Source organism: Patiriisocius sp. 208BN25-11 (assembly GCF_058147145.1).
This window is the reverse complement of sequence record NZ_JBYVJY010000003.1, coordinates 304,417-325,778: the sequence shown is the minus strand read 5'-3', so window position 1 is coordinate 325,778 and position 21,362 is coordinate 304,417. Positions and strand designations below refer to the sequence as shown.

The window sequence follows — 21,362 nt, the reverse complement described above, 5'->3', positions numbered from 1 at the left end:
TTTTTAATTTTAATTTGGATCATTTCTGAAATAGTATATCATGGAACACTATCATATTCTCAATGGAGATGCCTTAAAAGAACGATTTAGCCTTGCACAACCTTCACATATAATGGTGGCAAGAGAATGCCTTATTGAAGGCCCGGTAAACGGAAGCACTCTCAATCAATTCTTTGACACACGAGCTCAATTTATCCAAGATGTGTATGGTAGTAGCATTGAAGATTACAAAAACATAGTAGTAGGAGAATTTAATAAGATACAAGAAATTTCAAAAAACGCTGAGGTGCATCTTTGGTTTGAAGATGATGTTTTTTGTCAAATAAATATGTACTTCACCCTATATCTCATAAAAGACCATTTTAAGCTCCCAAATGAGCTCTATTTAGTAAGACCTAAGAAACATACTAAATATGGTTTTGGAGGTCTTACAGATGTAGAATTAGCTGAAATATTAAAGGCAAAAACTTTGCTAACAAACACAAACGAGTTCATAGCACTTTGGAAAGCATACCAAACCAAAGACATTGCTTCATTATCTAAAATTTCCGAAGGACTAAAAACAACATTTCCATTTGTGAACGATGCCATGAAAGCCTATATAGATAGTCTTCCAACAAAAGAAAGTGAGGGCGTGGTGGTTGCTTGTTTAAAAAACATACAACAGGAACTAAACACGCAAGAGTTTGCTGTCATCTTTAAAGAATTTTGCGAACGAATGCCCATTTATGGCTATGGCGATACACAATTAAAAAGAATACTAGCTACTATGGAAACCTAACTATAAACAAAAAACTCCTCTGAATGTTCAGAGGAGTTTTTGTTTTAATAGAAACAAATACTAGTTTCCAGTAATCTCAATATTATCTACATGATATCTTGTTGTAGCAGTAGGATCTGCTCCCTGGTATCTAAACGCTATGCTCATCATACCATCGATACAAGATACATTGATAGGTCCAGCTGGCATGAAGTCTCCAAAACCACTCTCTGGTCCTTGAGGTATCATTGCGTCTACAAGATTCCAGCTTGCTGTTGTTACATCTCCAGTAAAATCATTTGAAACAAGTACACTTAAAATAGTACCATTGTCAAAAGCTGCTTGGATGTTAAAATTCAATTCTTCTTCGGTAGTAGCATCCATATCGATTGGAGGTGATACTAACCAAATATCCATTATATCTTCTCCTGAACTAAATCCAGAAACTTGCGCATAATTATTATTACTGAAATTTCCAATTTCCCAAACTTCGCTTCCGCCACTAGCACTTACATTGGTCCATCCAGCGGCTACATATTCTTCAATAGAGTTAAAGCCTTCGAAGTCTTCACTATAAAATACTGCTCCACCACCACTAGGTCCTGTACAGTTAAATGTATCTGGATCACAACGATCTTCATTGGTAAAAGAAATATCTGAAGGGTCATTTACCACCATATTAAAAGCATCTCCAAAAAAGTTCTTGGTTAAGATTCCTTTCATAGAACCTCTTCCAGAAGGAAGTAAGACTGACTTAAAATCTGCAAACGTACTCGTAGCAAAAATAACACTACTACCCTCTTCACAGCTCTCCAACAAACGTTCTCCGTCAAATTGATCTTCTGGTTCACCAGCATAGGTTTTAGGATCATCTCCTAACACATCGTTACGATTAAATTGTGCGTCTGCTAATTCAACAAATAAATTTGTGTTTGCATCTGAAAATTCAGAAAACAATATTGGTTTTGCAACAATAGTTTCTACCACAGCATCTCTAATGATATATTCTGGCATTTGAGGTTCCCCAATTTTTTCAAGGTCATTTAAATCTAAAATCCCTAAAGTAAATACACCACTATCATATCCTGCAGTTAATCCGTCAAGACGTACAAAAACTTTTCTTCCTATTTCATAGGTAATAAATAATGGATTTACATCAATTAAGACTTTTACACCACTAATAGGATTCACCGGTGCATTTTGTAAAATCATTTCTTCAAAGAAATTTCCTGACTGGTCGCTAGAGATTACATAACCCTCTACATAACTAATTTGTTCTGTGTCAAAGGTTAATTTTTCTGTTTGTCTAAGCTCTGCAAGAACGTCTTCATAATTAAAATCTCCAGGCTCTACTCCTAAATCATCAGCAGCTTCAGCTACTAATTGTTCAAAAGCACTGTTAATACCCGTGATAGTTAACACTTGTCCTTCAAGGTTTGGTGCTACTACAGTAGTATTTGGTATGTCAAAATCATCATCTTGCACACAAGATACGATGACAGCTGTTGCAACGAACAGCATGATTAATTTGTATAAATTGAAATTTTTCATTTTGTATTGTATTTAAATAGTGTTGTATTAAAATCTAACGTAAAGGTTTAAGTAATATGTAGTTCCATTTCCGAAGAAATAACGATTCCCGAATACAGGTGTATCTCTATTAGATTCTTCTAATAAGCCACGGTAATCTCCTACTCTAGAATCTTCAAAACCACCAGTTCTGTATCGTTGGTCAAAAACATTATTAATGGTAGCGAAGAACCCAACAAAATAATCGTCTATTCTCCATGATTTACCACCGACAACATTTACAAGGCTATAGCTATCAAACTGCTCTTGTTGTAATAAGTTTTTTGCTATATTTTCATCATAGTCGTTAAATGCTAATCCATCTACATCAGTAGCAAAATTATCATTCCTTCGTAATGTACTCACATCAATATAGGCATTCGAAAAATAGTTAGCTGTTACACCAAACCACCAAAAGTTAGGATCTCTATATTCGAAACCTAATTGAAAGGCATTTTCTGGTCCTCCAGCAATATGTAGGTTTTCTAATTTAGTCGTTCCATCTCCTAATCTTCTGGATCCTTCAAAATCATCGCTTGTGAAATATTGATTTGGATTATTTGTAAAAACGTACTGTGCCATAGAGGCAGCACCTTTCAATTTAATAGTTGGTGTTACCTGTGCTTCAATACCCAATTCTGCACCTGCTCTTCTAGAATTAATACCTGTAAGTACTTCTTGTACAAAAGTTCCACTACCATCGGCATTTCTTACAGACTCCGTAAAGAAGAAGTTAATATCTGTTTGGTCTTGCATTGCATTGTAAAAACCGGTAAGTCTTGCTTTTACAATAGGAGAACGATAGATATAACTCAAATCTAAGTTTTGAATTTTTTCTTCTTCTAATCCTTCAACTACGTCATTGTTTTGACGAGAATTGCTAAATGAGTTTCTAATGCTTGGTGCTTTGGTTAAATAACCTGCATTAAAATCTAATAAATGACGTCCTGTTATTTTGTACACAGCACCACCTTTAATTCCAACAGTACTAAAGTTTAAAGCTTCACTTTCTCCAAAAGATCTATTTCCTCCTTGGAAGTTTCCATTTTCATACAACCCATTTCGTTGGTATTTTGTTGTACCAATATTAGCAGCTACATAAAAATCTACTAAACTGTATTTAAATTGCGCCTGCGCAAATCCTGAAAACACACTCGCGTCCATTTCAAAATTGTACTTATAGCGATCTCCTTCTTGTACTACTCTGTTCGGATTATTAACATCACTTTGTTCAGTGTTTGTTTGTTGAATTCCAGAACCATCTCCAGATTCAGATATTGAGAAATTATCAATATCTAAAAAACCATTACTTCCTAACAAATCTCTTACCTGTGCATAGTTTTCACTCTTAAGGCTTCTGTAATTTAAAGCGGCATTTAAAGTGATATTACTTGTTAACTCAGAGAACAAAATAGAATTAAACTGTAACTGATTGTCTCTCGTTACATCATCTTGAAGAATATACGAAGCCCTTAGTGCATTTCCATCTGCATCAATATTAGCATCATATAAAGAATTCCAAGGAATTTGACCATCGTTTACAAACTGCTCTCTTGCTAAATATGCTTGTTGAAACTGATAAGGAGTAGGATTAGGATCTCTTAGAATATAAGAAGGGAGTCTCTGGTAGTAATTCCCTGCAGGATTACGATTTCCATTATTATCGATACGACTGTTTCTAATAGTTCCAAATTGGTATCCAATATTCGTGTTTAATGTTGTTTTTTCACTAATATTCCAATAGTGATTTAACATGAAAATAGGTTCTTCGATATTTCTTATACGGCTGTTTCTAATTTCTCCGTCTTGGTTACCCCAGTTAGGGTTGTAACGAATCCCTTTCAAATCTCTTTGCTCTTGGGTAATTGCTGTAGAACGTCCTCTTCTGTTAGGGGTATAAAAAGCAGTAAAGTTAAGGCTATGTGCCTCGTTAATTTTCTTCTCTATAGAAGCAAAAAATGAATTTGCATCATACAAAGTACCATCTTGATATCCTTCTTCACCAAACCTACGCGCTACAGACACAGCATATGCCCATCCATTTTGCTGTAGCCCACTGTTGTAAGTTCCCATAATTCTACCACGGTAGCTTCTATTTGAAGATGCAAAAGAAACACGACCTCCTTGACGGTATTGTGAAGCTCTCATGATAATGTTAGTGGTTCCAGCAACATCACCAAATGTGTAATCACTAGCCTTTAAACCCATAGAAAACTCACGGTTTCGTTGTACATCATTTAAGCCACCCCAGTTTCCCCATTGTGGACGCCCTGTAATTTGCTTGTTCATTTCTAAACCATTGATAAGTACTTTACCGTTGGCATTGTCAAGTCCTCTTGGTCTAAAGAACGTAGCACTAAAATCAAATGCTGCTGCATTTAAAAATGCATCTCTTGACGCTTGCAATAACCCAGAGGTGTTAAAAGAAGAACCATCGTCTTCATCAAGTTCATTATCTGTAAGACTAATGATCCCAATTTGAGCCTCTATTTGGCTAAGATCTATTTCCAACAAAATAGGATCTAGGTTTAATATTTCACCATTTTGAATGGTAATTTGAATTCTTTGCGATGTGTAACCATCCTTCGAAACTAAAAGTACTTGCTCCCCCTGCGGTAAGTCATTACTCTCAATCAAGAAAAGTCCTCCAGCATCAGTAAATGTATTAAATGTGCTAGCTTGAATGCTAATAGCTACATCTTTAATAACATCACTAGAGTTGCTATCCACTACGCGTCCTTTTACAATTGCATTTTGCGCGGTACTAAACCCTGCCAAAAACAACACCGTAAAAAAAGTTAAGATGAATTTTTTCATTCTGAAATTTTAAGTGTTTTGAGATGTTTTATATCTCGTTATTAAATTGTTATAAATTTTGCGCAAAAGTACATTTTTAAAGGGAATTAATTACTTTTGGCGCGGCATTTGTAAAATACTTTACAAAAACTTAATACATCCTTTTAATGCACTACTCAAAATACCTAGTAATCACGCTACTTTTAGCAACTATTAGTAGCTTCGGACAAGAAAAAAAACAGTACAAAGTAAACACCATTGCATTCTATAATGTTGAAAATCTGTTTGATACTGAAAATGACCCTATCACTTTCGATGATGACAGAACTCCAGACGGGAAAGATCATTGGACAGAAGAGATTTACCAAGCCAAACTAAAAAATATGGCTAAAGTAATAAGTGAAATTGGGGCAGATGTTACAGGAAATGCACCAGCAGTTATTGGTTTGTGTGAAACAGAAAACAGAAAAGTTCTAGAAGATCTTGTAAACCAAGAAGCGCTATTACAAAAAGATTATGGTATCATTCAATTCGATTCACCAGACAGAAGAGGTATTGATGTAGCATTACTATACCAAAAAAGATTGTTTACACCAACAAACTATAAAGCTCATGAACTTGTAATATATAGAAGTGAAGATCCCACAAAACGTATTTTTACACGTGACCAATTAGTGGTAAGCGGAATGTTAGATGGTGAGAAAATGCACTTTATTGTAAACCACTGGCCATCAAGAAGTGGTGGAGAGGCAAGAAGTCGTCAAAAAAGAATTAGCGCTGCAAAACTAAACAAGCATATTATAGACTCTCTTTTTGTAGAAGATCCTTATGCTAAAATTATTACCATGGGGGATCTCAATGACGATCCTACCAGCCCTAGCGTTAAAGACGTTTTACAACCCAAAAAGAAAAAAGACAATCTAGGCACCAAACAACTATACAATCCTATGTATAAAATGTTTAAAGATGGCCAAGGAACACTGGCATGGAGAGATGGGTGGAACTTATTTGACCAAATGATTATCTCTTCAGAATTTACGAAAAAAGACTACAGTAGTTATCGTTTTTACAAAGCTGGTATCTTTAATAAATCGTATTTAGCAAATCCTAAAGGACGTTATAAAGGATACCCTTACAGAAGCTTTGGAAATGGTGCTTTTACAGGAGGGTATAGTGACCACTTTCCGGTATTTGTGTACCTCATTAAAGAGCAAGGATAGAAGTGCTTCGGAAATATTAGAAGACCACTAACATTTCCGAAGTAAGAAACATAGGTCATCTTCCACCTTTCGACTCCCGAAGCTTCGGGACTGGGTGACAATACTTCTATATTTTGTCATGCTGAGCTTGTCGAAGCAGAATTACTAAGTCATTAAAGAACTACCAACAAAAAAAGCCACTACATAAAATTGTAGTGGCTTTTTAGTGTATTGGATTTTCTACAACCAGCTAGCCCAAGGAATTCTGCTAAGCAAGAAAAGCCATGCTATGGTATAAAAGATAGCAAGCATTTTAAATTTTGGATGCGAAGTGAGTTTCTTTTTGTGTTTAGAATAACCAATCGTTATAAAAACAGCCGCAAGCAACATCATTGAAGGATGTTCGATAGCGTATAATCGTAAGGTACTATCTTTCATTACCGCTCCCATTCCATTATTAGAAATAGATTGCAATCCTAATGGAGAGACAAAAAATAGTATGAGCCCTATTAAAAATTGAAGGTGGGTTACTATTAAAGCAAATAAAGAAAGCCTAAAGTCTTTGTAGCTATATTCTTTTTTTCTAAAGAAGCTTATGAGCCCATTTAAAGTAGCTAAGGTGACAGCAAGTACTACAAGATATGCCCAATAAGAATGTAAGTGTTGAATGGCTTGATACATAAATAAAAATTTAGTTGTTTAATGGTATAAAGGTACTAAAAACAAAAGAGCCACCGCGATTGCGATGGCTCTTTAAACTATATTCTAAGTAAGATTAGAAGTTGTAACGTACACTTGCGTTGTATGTTCTTCCATTTCCAACATTTACTCCAAAGTTATTTTGTCTAGAGATATATCTATTATCAAGAGCATTGTAAACGTTTCCTCTAAAAGTAAGCTTGTTACCTCCAAATTTGAATCTGTAAGTTAATCCAGCGTCAAATAAATCGAAAGCACGTAATCTTTCAGATTCAGCTCTTTCACCAACTTGAGCAGCTTCAACAACATCATCTGCATCGATAGCAGCATAGATATCTGTGTAAACATTATAATCTACATCAAAGCTTAAGCCTTGACAGATATTCCATACAGCACCAGCACCAAATGATGTTTGTGCAGATCTACCAACTTTTACACCAGATAAGTCTAATGTGTTATCTTCTAATTCAATAAACTCAAGTGTTTCATTATCTTGACGTGTGAAAGGTGTTTCACCATCAAACTTCCAGTTTCCAAGAGAAGTATATCCACGTAATCTAAGTGCATCAGAGTCTAAACGATATTCGAAGTCTAATTCAACTCCTTGGTGGATTTGAGTTACATCTGTAAAACGGTCTGTAAAGAATACATCTTCACCAGCATCGTTTGTAGTTTGTCCTCCTGTTGAAACGAAACGGTTACCCCACTCTGTTCTATAAACGTCTAAACTTACACGTAAGTTACCAGACTTGTAACGGTATCCTGCTTCAAAACTTAAGATCTCTTCATTATCGATTTCTGGATCAACAATAGCGTTAGAGTTTCTAATGTCTACAAAGATATTATCTAAGAAAGGTTGCTTAGAGTAAAATCCTGCGTTTGCAAAGAAAGTACTTGCACCTGTTGGAGAGTATCCTAATCCACCTTTTACATTGTATCCTAATTTACTAATCTTTTCAGATTCTCCTAAACCGTCAACACCATTTCTTTCAACACCAGAGAAACGTCCTGTTCTTTGGAATGATTGAGAAGAAACAGCTCCTTGGAAAAATGCAGAGAAGTGATCTGTAGCAAATTCAGCTTGTCCAAAACCACCAATGTAGTTAATGTTTTCACTGTAGTCAAATTGAGTTCTATCTCCTTCGTCTGCAAAGTTAAATAATGCTGCCCATGGATCTGCTTCGTATGTATTAGAAATTACATAATCGTCTGGTCTATCATTTCTAAAGTTATCAGTATATCCATTTAGACCTAATAAGTTATTTATTTGTCTAAAGTGATCTCCTTTGTATAATCTACCATCTACACCAATACTTAGGTTCCAGTTTTCAGAAGCTTCGTAGTTTAAGTTAGAAAGTAATCCATACCAGTTATGATTGTTTACAGATGATCTTCTTACATAAGAATCGTCAAAATTACCATTACCATTTGCATCTGCAGTAGCGATGTTATTATCACGGATTGTTTCAAAATCAATTTCTTCTCTAACATTTTCTAGAGGTCCATCGTAGTTATTAAAACGAACTCTACCTCTACCAAGTGCTCCTGTACCACCACCGCGGCCCCAAGAAGCATATAATACTGTAGATAAATCTGTTTTGTCACTTATTTCATAATCCCAGTTTAAGTTAGCAACTGGCTTGTGGTAGTAGTTACGTCTTTCTGTAAAACGCTCACCATCTAAGAAACCAGAATTTGGGTTGTATTTGTCTCCAAAAGCTGAATAAACATCTCTATTCTGACCAAAGTTTTGGTCATGAAATTGAGGTGCACCTGTAATTAAGAAGTTAAATACACTTCTATCACTTGCTTTATAACCAACAGAGAACATGTACGTTTGTCCAGCACCTTGAGTACCTTCAGCCCATTTTCTGTATCCTTGCCAGTGGTCTAATAAAACAGAGAATCCCCAACCACTTTCACTCATACCAGTGTTGTAGTTAATGGTTCCTTTAAAGTAACTATCGTTACCACCTAAGAAACGTACAAAACCACCTTCTTTTTTCTCAGTAGTTTTTGATACGATGTTTACAGTACCACCTACAGAAGAGATTGCAAGTTTAGATGCTCCTAACCCTCTTTGTATTTGTACTGCGTTTGCAACATCACTCATACCAGACCAGTTAGACCAGAACATACGTCCATCTTCCTGACTGTTAATTGGCTGTCCGTTTAATAAGAAAGCAGTATTTGTATCGTCAAAACCACGTAAGAATACTTCACTATCTCCAAAACCACCTGATTGGTTTGCAACGTATACAGAAGGTGTGTTTTTCATTACCTCTGTAAATTCAACATTACCAGCAGATTTAGTAGTGATTTCTTCAGCTCTAATAGTAGATACTGCAATAGGAGTTTTTCTTCCCTCAGCAACTTGAATTACACCAGAACCTACAATAATTACCTCATCTAATGAAGCTGCAGATTGGCTTACTGAAACATTTCCTAAATCCTGAGTTCCACCAGAAAGGTTGTAAGAAACTGTTTTTGTTTCGTATCCTACATAACTAATCTCAAGAGTTCCTCTGTTATCAGCTACAGTGATACTAAATTTACCATCAAAGTCAGTAATGACTCCGTTAGTTGTACCAGTTTCAATAACGTTAGCACCTGGAAGTGGGCCGCCAAGCTCCGTATCCATCACAGTACCTGAAACCGTACCTTGTCCAAAGGCAGAAAATCCACCTAGTAATACTAATAAAAGTAAAAGTTTTTTCATGTGTTTGTTTTTAATGAATGAAAATTTTTGCAAAAGTACACCTTATTGTCTCACCCTCCTACAACTAATGTTAAGAAAATGATAAGATTTATTTTATTTAAAAATACACGAATTATCCTATTGAGAATGTAGGATTAAAAGGAATTAATAACAAGGTTATCAACAGGTTATCTTAGTATGAAATGCAGTCTATTTGTTCTTTTAAGGAACCAATATGCTTAAAATAATCCTCATGAAATTGTGTTGGAAGTGGTTTGGAAGCAGGCAAATCTTCCTGAAAAGGGTCTACTTGCCTTCCATTTTTCCAAAAGCGATAACAAACGTGTGGACCCCCAGTATTTCCAGTCATCCCCACCCATCCAATTACATCCCCTTGACGCACAAAATCTCCCACACGAACATTGTATTTTTTCATATGTAAGTATTGTGTTTCATAGGTACTATTGTGTTTTATTTTTACGTAAATACCATTTCCGCCTCTTCGTTCTGCTTTGGTTACGGTACCATCTGCAGTAGCCAAAATAGGAGAACCAATACTTGCAGCAAAATCGGTACCCTTGTGAGGTCTTATTTTATAGCCATAATATTTTATTCTTCTCTTCAAATTGTATTTCGAAGAAATACGACTAAATTTTACCGGGGCTTTTAAAAAGGCACGACGTAAATTTTTTGCCTTTTCATCATAAAAGTCTAGCGCAGGTAGGCTATCATTTTCATATCCAAAAGCATAGAGTGGCACCCCTTTGTGTTCAAAATAAGAGGCTTTAATTTTATGAATTCCTGCAGAAATAGTATCCTCAATAAATTTCTCTGTATAGACTACCTTAAATCGATCTCCTTTTTGAATTTTAAAAAAATTAACCGTCCAAGCGTAAATATTAGCTAATCTATCTGTCATGGCCGGACTCAAATTATTCTCCTCCATGGTAAGGTATAAAGAGCTTTGTATAATACCCGATGCTTCTTTGTCTACATAAGTAACTGGTTTGCTTTGGCTGTATACCGCTAACGAGTCTCTAAAATCTACTACAGCGTAGTCTACTTTATTTTTCTCATAAATAAATACTTGTGTATTGGGAATACTGTCTTTAGAATTCAACAATACAAACGGTTTTCCAACGACCATTCGGCGCACATCAAAACTATCTTTAAACTTAGTGGCCACAGCAAATATTTTTTCATTGCTCACACCATATTCATTTAAAATACCACCAAAGGTATCTCCGCTTCGAATGGTGTCGCGAACCACATTAAAATCGTTTAAATTATAGCCATAGGCTTTTTGTTCTTGAACCTCTTCAACTTCTAGAGGTAAAACTTCTTCTGCAACATCTTCATTACAGGCAATACAAACTAATAGGAGTATTAGATAATAGGTTACTTTTTTCAATGGTAGGTTTGTTGCTTTCTCTTTGTTAAATATTCTTTCCCCAATCTGCTAATTCTTGCTTGGTCCACAGTTCTGGAAAAAACACACGGCGTTGGTACTTGGGATGCATATATTTTGTCCAATCACTTCCACCAGTTGCCTCCACTCCTTCGTGTTCACTGGATCCACCAATATAATATTTTGCAGCATTGTAATGCGCCATCACCCAGGTAATGTTTACTGTGTAGTCGTAGTGACGCATTGCCTTTTGTAACGCAGGATCTTCTTTTATATTTTGCGGAAGCTCCTTAAATTTTGCATATAAGTTTGTCGTGTTGTATTCTTGTGTAAAATCTACAAATTCTGCGCGGTATCGTTCTTCAAAAGCTGATAATAAATAGGACTTCTTTCCGGTTTTAAAATCTTTCCCAGCAGCTTGCCAATACAAATGATCTAAAGCGTGCTCATAAGGTGTATTTCTATCGATAGTGTCTCTAAAACGAGCATCAATTAAATTAATTAAATCTGTTGAGGCAAACTCGATTTTTCTATACTGCGCACTTTGAAAACCACTTGCAGGTGTCAAGGTGGTTCTAAACTTCATATATTGCTCGCGTTCCATTCCTTCTCTCATGATATTGAAAGACGAAGTAAGCATGTCAAAATAACGGCTTACACGCATTAATTTTTCAGAAAAGAAAGCAGCAGTAAGTATTTCATTTTTTGAAACCTGTTCAATTTCCCAAAGAATCATTTTAAACAGGAGTTCATTTACTTGATGGTACATAATAAACACCATCTCATCGGGTACATTGGTACGCTGTATTTGAAGCCCTAGTAAGGCATCGGTCTGGATGTAATCCCAGTAGGTTATGGGTTCGCTATGCAACAACCCTTCTAAATGGGTGTCTAGATCTTGGTCGATTGCGCCAAATTTTGTTTCTAGTTTTTGTAGTAATGCTTTGGTGGTTGCCTTTATCTCCATACTTAGTCTGGAATAATCTTAAATTGATGTTTAAGCCCTTTATACTCAGTTAATGTTGCTTTTAGAGAACCTACCATTAAATCTGCTTTGATAAGAATGGGCATCTTATTGCCATCATCTGTAACCCAGACGGTTAAACTTTCTTCTTCCTCAAAAACACGACCCGATTCTACATAAGGTCTAAATATCATAGTTGGTACTTTGCCAAAGGTAGTTTTTAAGGTTTCTCTACCCAAAAATTTAAGCCTGAATTTATAATTTCCACGATCAAAAAACATATTCATATCTACAACATCTCCTTCTTTTATGTTTTCTGTGTCTAATTTATTACGCAAATAATAAAAAGAAGACACCATATCTTGTACATTTTCTTCTAGAGAGACTTCGTCTACTGTATTGTGCTTATTATTAGTAACTGTAGCTGTTCTTGTATCGTGATTAAAGTCAATTTCGATGTCTTTAGTGTAGCCACCTTCATCTATTTTTCGAATAAAACGATATGGGATATCTAGCTCTCTATCGATATACGATTGGTAATAATCTTCTACATTAAAAAGCACTTTGGTAATTCCTGTGGTGTGTCCTTCGCCCTGCACATGGTACACCTCTTTTCCTTGTACTAAGGCATTGTCTACTTTTAAGGTAGCATAGCCTGCTGTGATAAGGCCATAGTGTATTCTAAACTTAAACCACTCGCCATCACCATAGGCTTTTTCTTGGGCGGTTGCAAGTGTTGTAACACATAACAGTACTAAAATAACACTCTTTTTCATAGGTAGTATATTAGGGGTTTAGTTCCCTAATTACAATAGTTGTTCCATTTTTTACTTCGGAAATATTAAATATAATTCAATGGCTTTAACACTTACTTGTTTTCTAATATTTCCGAAGTACTACAGCCAACTTTTGAAATAATCTTCATCGGCAATTTTCATGGCTTCTTCTGTGACCATTAAAGGCTTAAAGGTATCTACCATAACAGCCAACTCATCACTGCCTTTTTGACCAATACTTCGCTCTACAGCACCCGGATGTGGACCATGAGGAATACCTGCAGGATGTAATGAAATATGCCCTGCATCAATGTCATTACGGCTCATAAAATCTCCGTCTACATAATATAACACCTCATCACTATCAATATTGCTATGGTTGTAAGGCGCTGGAATGCTTTCTGGATGGTAATCGTACAAACGTGGGCAAAAAGAACAGACCACAAAAGCATCGGTCTCAAAGGTTTGATGTACTGGTGGCGGCTGGTGAATACGACCGGTTATAGGTTCAAAATCATGAATAGAAAAGGCATATGGATAGTTGTAACCATCATACCCAACCACATCAAAAGGATGCGAAGCGTAAACCATTTCTATAATTTCATCTTTGCGTTTTATTTTCATTAAAAATTCCCCTTCTTCGTCGTTGGTTTCAAGTTCGTAGGGTACTCTAATATCACGTTCACAAAATGGTGAATGCTCTAAATGTTGTCCAAACCAATTGCGATATCTCTTTGGTGTGTATATCGGTCTGCGAGACTCTACAATAAACAATCTATTGTCTTCGGTATCGAAATCAATTTGATAAATAATACCTCTTGGGATAAGTAAGTAATCTCCATATTTAAAATCTAAATTCCCTAAATGCGTACGCAATTTACCAGATCCTTTGTGTACAAAAAGAAGCTCGTCGGCATCGGTATTTTTATAGAAATAGTCTTTTATAGAATGTTTGGGAGCTGCTAAAATAATAGTACAATCACTATTGGTAAGTACCGCTTTACGACTCTCTAGATAATCATTTTGAGGTGCTACTTGAAAACCTCTAAAACGATAGGATTGTAAGTTATTATCTTTTGCAATCTTAGGAGCAACACTATATTGCTTTTTTATCGCTTTCACCATCGTGGGCCTATGCTCATGATAGCTATTGCAATACATCCCATCAAAACCTATGGTGCCAAATAGCTGCTCGTGGTATAAAGAACCATCTGGTTTGCGAAATTGTGTGTGTCTTTTATGAGGTATTTTACCTAGAGTGTGATAACGTGGCATAACTACAAATTTGTTGCAACAAATATCGTAAAAATAATAGAGGTTACGTATTAAGAATATGGTAAATCCTTATTCCTAGTAGTAGAAACAAAAAGCCCTCATTCGAGGGCTTTTTTAATGATTTTTGAAAAAACTTATTGTTTTACAAACTGTTTTGTTATCACGCCAGTTTTAGTGATAATAGTTATAAAATACATCGCAGTTTTTAAATTAGAAATGGAAATGTTATGAGAATTCCCCTTGTTTACTTCTGAAATAATAATTCTTCCGTTACTATCTGTAATCCTAACTTCTTCTATAGGTTCAATTGGAGATAGTATTGTTAGGGTATCTATTGCCGGGTTTGGATATACTGAAATTTCAGAAAAAACAACAGTCTCATTCCCTAGCACTTCTGAATCCTCAAAATAGAGTACAAATCGATTGTTATAGGTGCCCTCGATACTTGTAAAATTATATTTTTCGGCAGATAGATTCGTGCTAATACCTGTTAGCCTGTCTATTATATAAATAGGTGAAGCCGAAAGTGATTCACCTTCTATATTCGCTATTGAAATGGTGTAGGTCGTGTTTTCTTGAACTAAGGATGAAAATCCTAATCCAATTTCCATATCTTGAGAAAAAACTTCTCGTCCCTGAATTCCTAGAGCCTCAGTACCATTATTTATATGCGAATATATAGAAACAGGAGCCCCTACGCGTCTACTATCATACCCATGATCTAAGCTTGGTGTGGCACCTTCTGTAAATCCAATAAGTGTGGTTGAACCTAGCGTATAAGAATCACTTTCTATTTGAAGTAATAGTTTATTTGTTTGATTTGAAGCTCGAAGGGTTGTATTGTTGTCTGCTAGCCTCATCGTGTTTTCAAAAATAGCTTTACTCGAGGTTCCATTACTTTTTATTCCAAAACCTTGTGCTGTTGAAATAGCTCCATTAAACGTTGCGCCACTTCCTGTACTAGCTGGATTGAAACCCGTATTATTAAAAACAGAAATGTCTGCCATAGAATAATTACTTGAATTCGCTCCTGGGAATGAAACGTCTGGTGTTGTATTATGTTCCCAAAAATACAATTCATCTATTGCAGCATTTGCATCCATAAAAACTTGTGCAGAAATTGCAGAAGGATATGGGTTTGCAATAATATTTGGACTTGCATTTTTGTTTTCTACAGGTGTAGGACCAGGAGTATTATACGTTAAATCATACACAATGGTACCATTAAACAAAGTTCCGTTAGAAAATTGCAGATTATATTGCTCATTTCCATCTTGCAATGAAGGTTGTGGCATTACATAATATCCTTTTCCTGCAGCAAAAATACCACTTTGTTGAGACCAATCATTGTTGTCCACATCAACAAAATTAGTGCCTCCCGGATAGAGTGTTTGTACATCTGGGTGTGGCAAGAAATCTGAAGTTGTGTGCTCTAATTTTCTAAAAATTGGGTTGTCAAGCCCAATAGGGCTATCGGTTGTCATAGGAGACCCTAACAATATAAAATCTCTTGGTTTTAAAGTAGGTGTTGTAACAAGCACTTCAATAGCGCCGTTGTTTACTGTTTCAGCAAAAGGATCTTCTTGAACAACACTTGCCTGGTGTTCAACTATTAAAGCACCAGTTACTGTAATATTTCCTATTGTTTTTAAATAGCCACCTCCGTTAATGGTTAGCGTTTGGTTTTCTGCAACAGTACAAGAACAAGCTTCAACACCAGTGCTATTTGTAATAGCATAACTGCTATTTAAAACCACATTTTTTGAACTATCTGGAGCTCCATTGCTCCAGCTTCCATTCCATACGGTGGTAGGTTTGTCAAAACAAGGTTCTCTTAGTATTACTGCATAATCTTCTACTTCTCCATCTGTTGTGCCACATGGATCTGTACTATTATAACTATTTCTTAGTCTTAAAACCAATACCTCATCTCGTACTGCATCATAAGGTACCGATAAAGTTCCAGTGCTTAAAAACGTAGGTGAATAGGCTGACATATTTATTTCTTCTTCAGCTTCAAAAGATCCATTTCTGTTCAAATCAATATAAGCTACAGGTTGGTCACCACTAAAATAAAAACCTAATTGAATTTCAATAGGGTAGTCACTGCCAACGGCAAGTTCTATTGGATTTTCATCATAATAAATATAATTGTCTTGGCCAGAATTTGTAACTGTAGTTCCTATTGTTGTTGAACTAATGTACTCTGGCGTATCTTGGTAAGTGTTTCCATAAGCCTCACAAACTCCATATTCTTTATAGCTATATTCAAATTTGTAGGTTTCAGAAACATTACCACTAGTAGTAGTCGCTTTTACTTTAAAATATACTTTAGTCCCTATGGCCTGAGCAGGTATGGGCGTATCTGAGACCCATGTAGTACCCGATGTATTTGTCATGCTAATACTGTTTGAAAATGCTGCAGTATTAATAGACCATAAAACCTCAACATTTTGTAACGCCTCGCTGCTTTCTATAGTTGAAGTAACGTATTGAAGTGAACCTTCTAATGGGACTGTTGTTGTTGGTTTATCAGAAATTTCAGTGAGTGTAATAGCTGCAAAATCTTCTTTGTCTTTTAAGGGAATTTCCCACATACCTCGACCCCATGTAGCGGCATATAATCTATTGGCTCCTCTATTAATTTCTAGTTCCTCAACGGTAACATTTGGAAGATTATTACTATACAACTGCCAGGTGTTTTCTGAACGAAGTTTTGTATACACCCCTATTTCCGTGCCCAAATAAATTCTATTATCTATATCATAATCGAACACGGCGCTATGCACTGGCATATTCCCTAGATTACTCGTAATATTAGACCAACTTGCACCACCGTTCTCGGTCATAAAAACTTTTTCATTGTCGTCTTGGTATCTTGCATAAACTACAATGATTCTATCATCATTGTTCGGATCAAAAGCAACGTCTTCAATTTTTCCTGAAGGTAATCCGTTTTTGATATTAGAAAAAGTAGCGCCACCATTTGTAGATTTTTCAATAGCATCATAATTTGTTACCACTAATATTTCAGAATTATTATATGCCGTCTCTGCTATGGAGATAGTTCCAGAGAAAGATGGGTCTCCCTTTAATGTCCAAGAGTTTCCAAAGTTTTCACTTACCCAAACTTCTTGACTAAAGTGATACAAACGCATTTGATTGTTGGGATCAATTAGCATAGGAGCCTCCCATGCTGCATTTCCACTTCCTGATTCTCCAGATGGTGAAATTCCAAACACATTTTGCCCTCCGTTTTTTGTTGCTTGCCTATTCCCATATTGCACACTTCCAACCATCCAGTCATCATTTAGAGGGTGTATCACGGCTTCCATACCATCTGCTCCATAAAACTCAACCCATCCATTTTCGGTGTTAATTGTAGTTCCGTTATCTTGAGAACCTAATATCACTCTATCTGAATTAGACTGACTAAGACCTAATTTATAATTTTCACGAGTTCCTATTCCTTGACTTAAAATTTCCCAGGTAACCCCAAAATCATCACTTTTACATAAAAACCCATCGGTTGCCGCATAGAAAGTCCCTCCAATAGATTTAGAATTTCTATTATCTGCATGAATATACACTTCTGTATTTTCGAAAGCAGTTTGGTTTGTAGCACCATTATGTTGTGAACTTCCTAGGCTCCACCAGGTACATTGTGAAAAGTCAGCACCATTATTACTAGATCTATATGTATCTAAGCTTCCAAAAATCATTTGATCATCATCTGCATCATTTACTGCAAATCCGCCATAAAGACCATAAGTTGTTGGGCTGTCTGCTATTTTAGTAAAATCTACTCCTTGATTTGTAGATTTAAAGACTCCAGAGCTTGAACCTAGATACACACAATTTTCACAAGCTGCAGAAATGGATAATACTGCACTTGAACTGTTTTGTCCTGTAATAGTATTTGAAGCAGAAAAACTAACCCCAGAATTACTTGAAACATACACATTATCACTATTTCCTCCACCTCTAATAAACATGTATACCTTACTAGCATTGGCAGGATGAAACTCTATTTGTCTTGTATCTTGACCATTATAACTTTGCGTCCAAGTAGACAGTCCATTTGCAGAGCGATATAAACCTTCATTCGTAGCAATAAGAATAATACTAGCGTTTGTTGGATGAAATGCTACGTCATTAATTTTAAAGTCGGTTCCTAAACCACCATTACCAATAGTAGTTGGGTTAAAATTTGTTTGAAGCCAGGTAGCGCCTCCATCTGCAGAACGATAGAGTCCATGAGAGGTTTGATTATCTGCATTTTGAATATTGATAATAATATCTTGACTATTTGTAGGATTTACTGTGATCGTATTACTTCCTGTAGCAATCAAAAAATCTGTCGCACCTCCTATCCAAGTTGCTCCACCATTTGTAGATTTCCAAAAACCTCCACTTCTAGACACTAAATAAATTAGATTACTATTTGTTGGGTCTACCCAAAAATCTTCAATTCTACCTAGTCCTGCAGAGTAATGTCCCGTAATATTTTCAACAACACTTGGACCTACTTCTTCCCATACTTCACCAGCCATTCTATTTTGCTGTGGATTGTTTTCAATAAAAGTTTTATATGCGTTCTCAGGAAAATATGGGTCGACATTTATTCTATTCCCAGATGGGTAATATTTATACTCGTTTGCGTTTTTCCAACGCATAAATTGTTTGAATCCAGAACCTTTTTTTGAGATGTCTATTGTTTGAAAGTAGATTTCTGCTTCATTTACTACTTCATAAAAATTTACTGTTCTATCTTGCTGTAAAGTCTTAAATTCTTGCGCAGAAGTAAGCTGAAATAAAAAAAGTAACCAGCAGACAATTAGGGATTTAAAATTCATGATAATGGGGTTTATTATGAATCCACGAAAATAATGAAATTTTTAAATCTAGAACATTTAATCGCTAAAAGGAGGTGTTTCAGCTAGAAAACGTCTCAAATATTTAAAATCTAAATCCGACACGGGCATACCATTCACTAGCTTCACGCTCGGGCGAATAGGCGTATTTTACCTCTAAGGGTCCAAGAAAAGTTTCTAAACCATACCCTACGCCAACGCCACTATAATCTATACTATCTATCCAACCTCCAGTTTCAAAAAGATCATCTCCTACATTAGCAATGTTGGCGAAGATATTAATATGATTGTTTCTAAATAGCTCATAATCAAAGGTAATACCCGATTTTAAATAGGTGTTCCCTCTTAGGCTTAACGCCTCATATCCATAAAATGGGAGGATGTTATTAATTTCTTTAAAACCATAACCACCCAATAAAAAATCTAGCGAATTTGTGGTGTCGCTACCAATTTTAAATCCGCCCTCTGTGGTAAACACCCCTGTAATATTTCCGAAGAACGTTTTTGCATACCCTACAGTGCTCTTCAAAATAGTAAAAGGTTCAAAATCTCTATTTCTACCATCAGCAAAAAGATATATCTGAGCATTTCCTTCAAACTGTAGCCCTTCTTTTGGAAAAAAAACATTATCAAAAGTGTCGTATTTCAAATTTCCAAAACCACTGTAGTAGTTCGTACTTTCAAAAATGGTTCTCGGAAAATTATTTTCATCTGTTCCAATGGTTTCCGAGAGGTAGCGAAGGTATTTGTGTTCGATGCCAGCACCTAATAAAAAAGTACGTTTAAAAATAGTTTCTGCATACAATTGATTGGTAAAATCGCTGTATTGCAAATCAATTTTATTTACTAAAATACCCGGGGAAATGTCTAGATCATTGACTACAAAATCTGCTGCTACGTTTTTATCAAAAAAATGATAGGTAGAGTTAAAACCGAAGCTCCAATAATAGCCTTTATCTATGTAATAGTTAAAGTCGTACCTCACATTATCTCCCACAACAAAATCTAGAGAAGCAATATCATTGTTTGTAAACAAACGTTTTCTAGTAACGTTTAGTAAAGCCCCTGTTTTGTATAGCGCATCATAATGTACCCCGAGACGAAGTAACATATTGGATGTACTCTCACGCACCTTAAACAGGACGGTAAATTGGTTCCATTCGTCCTTAACAAAACGATAATCGATATCATCAAAATTTCCAGTAGCCGAAAGATTGTTTACTCCGTCATTAAAGGCAGAAAAGGTAATTCTAGCCGGTGTTTTAATCTTTAGTTTCCCTAAAATGTATGCGTCTGTGTATTGTTTATTTCCTTCAACCCTTACTTCTTTGATAAAAAATTCTTCTCTGTTCTGAAATAGTACAGGCTTTTTTATGCTTTTAGTTTGTAGCCTTGCAATGCTATCTAATTGCGAAGTAACGGTCTTTGCGGCATCCACTCCTGTTTGAATAATGGTGCTTCCTTCATCAAAAGAAACCACTGAAAAGTCTTCTATATTTGGTTTGATATAGACATCTGTTTGTGCTCTCTTCACCTCCATTTGCTTCACCGTATTGTAATTATTGATTTGCAGAATCACATCTAAGGCAGACGTAAGATCTTTCCTTTTCTTGTTTTCGTCTTGCACGTCGACACCAATAATTACATCGACACCCTTGGCACGTAACTCATCTATTGGATAGTTATTTACAACACCGCCGTCTATCAAAATCGTATCGTCAATCACTACTGGACTAAATAAGGTTGGCAATGCCCCACTTGCAGAAACTGCTCTGGGTAAATAGCCTTTTTCTAACAAGACCATCTCACCATTTTCTGCATTGGTTGCCACACAAAAGAAGGGGATTGGTAGCGTACTAAAATCTTCTATATCATTTACATGCGACGTTAGTTTTGAAAAAAGATTGTACACATTTTGTCCTTTTGATAGTCCAGATGGAAAGGCAATTTCGAACCTATCGAAGGGTAAAGTGAGCGCATATTTTACGCTTTCATCTTTTTCATAAAAGGTTTTGGCTCTTCTTGGAACGTCATCTTGAATCAACGAATTGTAATCTACCGTTCTAAAAATAGAATCGAGTTGTTTTGCTGTATATCCAGAGGCATATAAACCTCCTACTATAGCACCCATACTAGTACCACCTATATAATCAATACGAATTCCAGCTTCTTCAATTGCTTTTAAAACTCCAATATGCGCTAAACCTTTAGCACCTCCCCCACTCAATACCAAACCAACTTTGAGGTCTTTGGGGGGAATTCCTAGCGTATCCTTACTTTGAGCATATCCAAAGTAAGTAGAAAATATCCATAAGATAACTAAAAGGTATTTCATGAAAGTATA

The 21,362-nt window shown here is 35.8% G+C and carries 12 protein-coding genes; 2 read left to right on the top strand and 10 right to left on the bottom strand.

Translation table 11 applies throughout. The annotated features are described in order from the left end of the window. The first annotated feature begins 40 nt into the window (after positions 1-40). On the top strand, positions 41-781 hold the full coding sequence (locus tag ACY2RS_RS06325; protein WP_490097780.1) for a DUF1835 domain-containing protein: 741 nt from the start codon (positions 41-43) through the stop codon (positions 779-781). A gap of 60 nt (positions 782-841) precedes the next feature. On the opposite strand, the gene ACY2RS_RS06320 is transcribed toward ACY2RS_RS06325, so the two are convergent. Both ACY2RS_RS06320 and ACY2RS_RS06315 read right to left on the bottom strand, forming a co-directional pair. Beyond that, positions 842-2,311 carry a DUF5689 domain-containing protein gene (locus ACY2RS_RS06320; RefSeq protein ID WP_490097779.1) on the bottom strand — a complete coding sequence of 490 codons (1,470 nt, stop codon included), beginning with the start codon at positions 2,309-2,311 and terminating at the stop codon, positions 842-844. A gap of 27 nt (positions 2,312-2,338) precedes the next feature. Continuing rightward, on the bottom strand, positions 2,339-5,146 hold the full coding sequence (locus ACY2RS_RS06315) for a carboxypeptidase-like regulatory domain-containing protein (protein WP_490097778.1): 2,808 nt from the start codon (positions 5,144-5,146) through the stop codon (positions 2,339-2,341). 146 nt (positions 5,147-5,292) lie between these two features. On the opposite strand from ACY2RS_RS06315, the gene ACY2RS_RS06310 reads away from it, so the two are divergent. Beyond that, entirely contained in the window at positions 5,293-6,345 is a 1,053-nt protein-coding gene (locus ACY2RS_RS06310) for an endonuclease/exonuclease/phosphatase family protein (protein ID WP_490097777.1), read from the top strand. Between the two features lie 219 nt (positions 6,346-6,564). On the opposite strand, the gene ACY2RS_RS06305 is transcribed toward ACY2RS_RS06310, so the two are convergent. The 8 genes from ACY2RS_RS06305 to ACY2RS_RS06270 form a co-directional block, all read right to left on the bottom strand. Beyond that, complete coding sequence (locus ACY2RS_RS06305; protein WP_490097776.1) at positions 6,565-7,005, bottom strand: hypothetical protein; 441 nt, start codon at positions 7,003-7,005, stop codon at positions 6,565-6,567. Between the two features lie 94 nt (positions 7,006-7,099). Next, complete coding sequence (locus ACY2RS_RS06300; protein ID WP_490097775.1) at positions 7,100-9,742, bottom strand: TonB-dependent receptor; 2,643 nt, start codon at positions 9,740-9,742, stop codon at positions 7,100-7,102. A 172-nt stretch (positions 9,743-9,914) separates the two neighbouring features. Further along, entirely contained in the window at positions 9,915-11,132 is a 1,218-nt protein-coding gene (locus tag ACY2RS_RS06295) for a M23 family metallopeptidase (protein WP_490097774.1), read from the bottom strand. A 25-nt stretch (positions 11,133-11,157) separates the two neighbouring features. After that, positions 11,158-12,096: a tryptophan 2,3-dioxygenase family protein gene (locus tag ACY2RS_RS06290; RefSeq protein WP_490097773.1), complete on the bottom strand. Its 939-nt coding sequence runs from the start codon at positions 12,094-12,096 to the stop codon at positions 11,158-11,160. 2 nt (positions 12,097-12,098) lie between these two features. Next, the gene (locus ACY2RS_RS06285) at positions 12,099-12,869 is read right to left on the bottom strand and encodes a DUF3108 domain-containing protein (RefSeq protein ID WP_490097772.1); all 771 of its coding nucleotides are present in this window, start codon (positions 12,867-12,869) and stop codon (positions 12,099-12,101) included. A gap of 120 nt (positions 12,870-12,989) precedes the next feature. Beyond that, complete coding sequence (locus tag ACY2RS_RS06280; RefSeq protein WP_490097771.1) at positions 12,990-14,144, bottom strand: homogentisate 1,2-dioxygenase; 1,155 nt, start codon at positions 14,142-14,144, stop codon at positions 12,990-12,992. A gap of 134 nt (positions 14,145-14,278) precedes the next feature. After that, positions 14,279-19,000 carry a DUF8693 domain-containing protein gene (locus ACY2RS_RS06275; RefSeq protein ID WP_490097770.1) on the bottom strand — a complete coding sequence of 1,574 codons (4,722 nt, stop codon included), beginning with the start codon at positions 18,998-19,000 and terminating at the stop codon, positions 14,279-14,281. A 103-nt stretch (positions 19,001-19,103) separates the two neighbouring features. Next, positions 19,104-21,353 carry a patatin-like phospholipase family protein gene (locus ACY2RS_RS06270; RefSeq protein WP_490097769.1) on the bottom strand — a complete coding sequence of 750 codons (2,250 nt, stop codon included), beginning with the start codon at positions 21,351-21,353 and terminating at the stop codon, positions 19,104-19,106. Positions 21,354-21,362 lie beyond the last annotated feature (9 nt).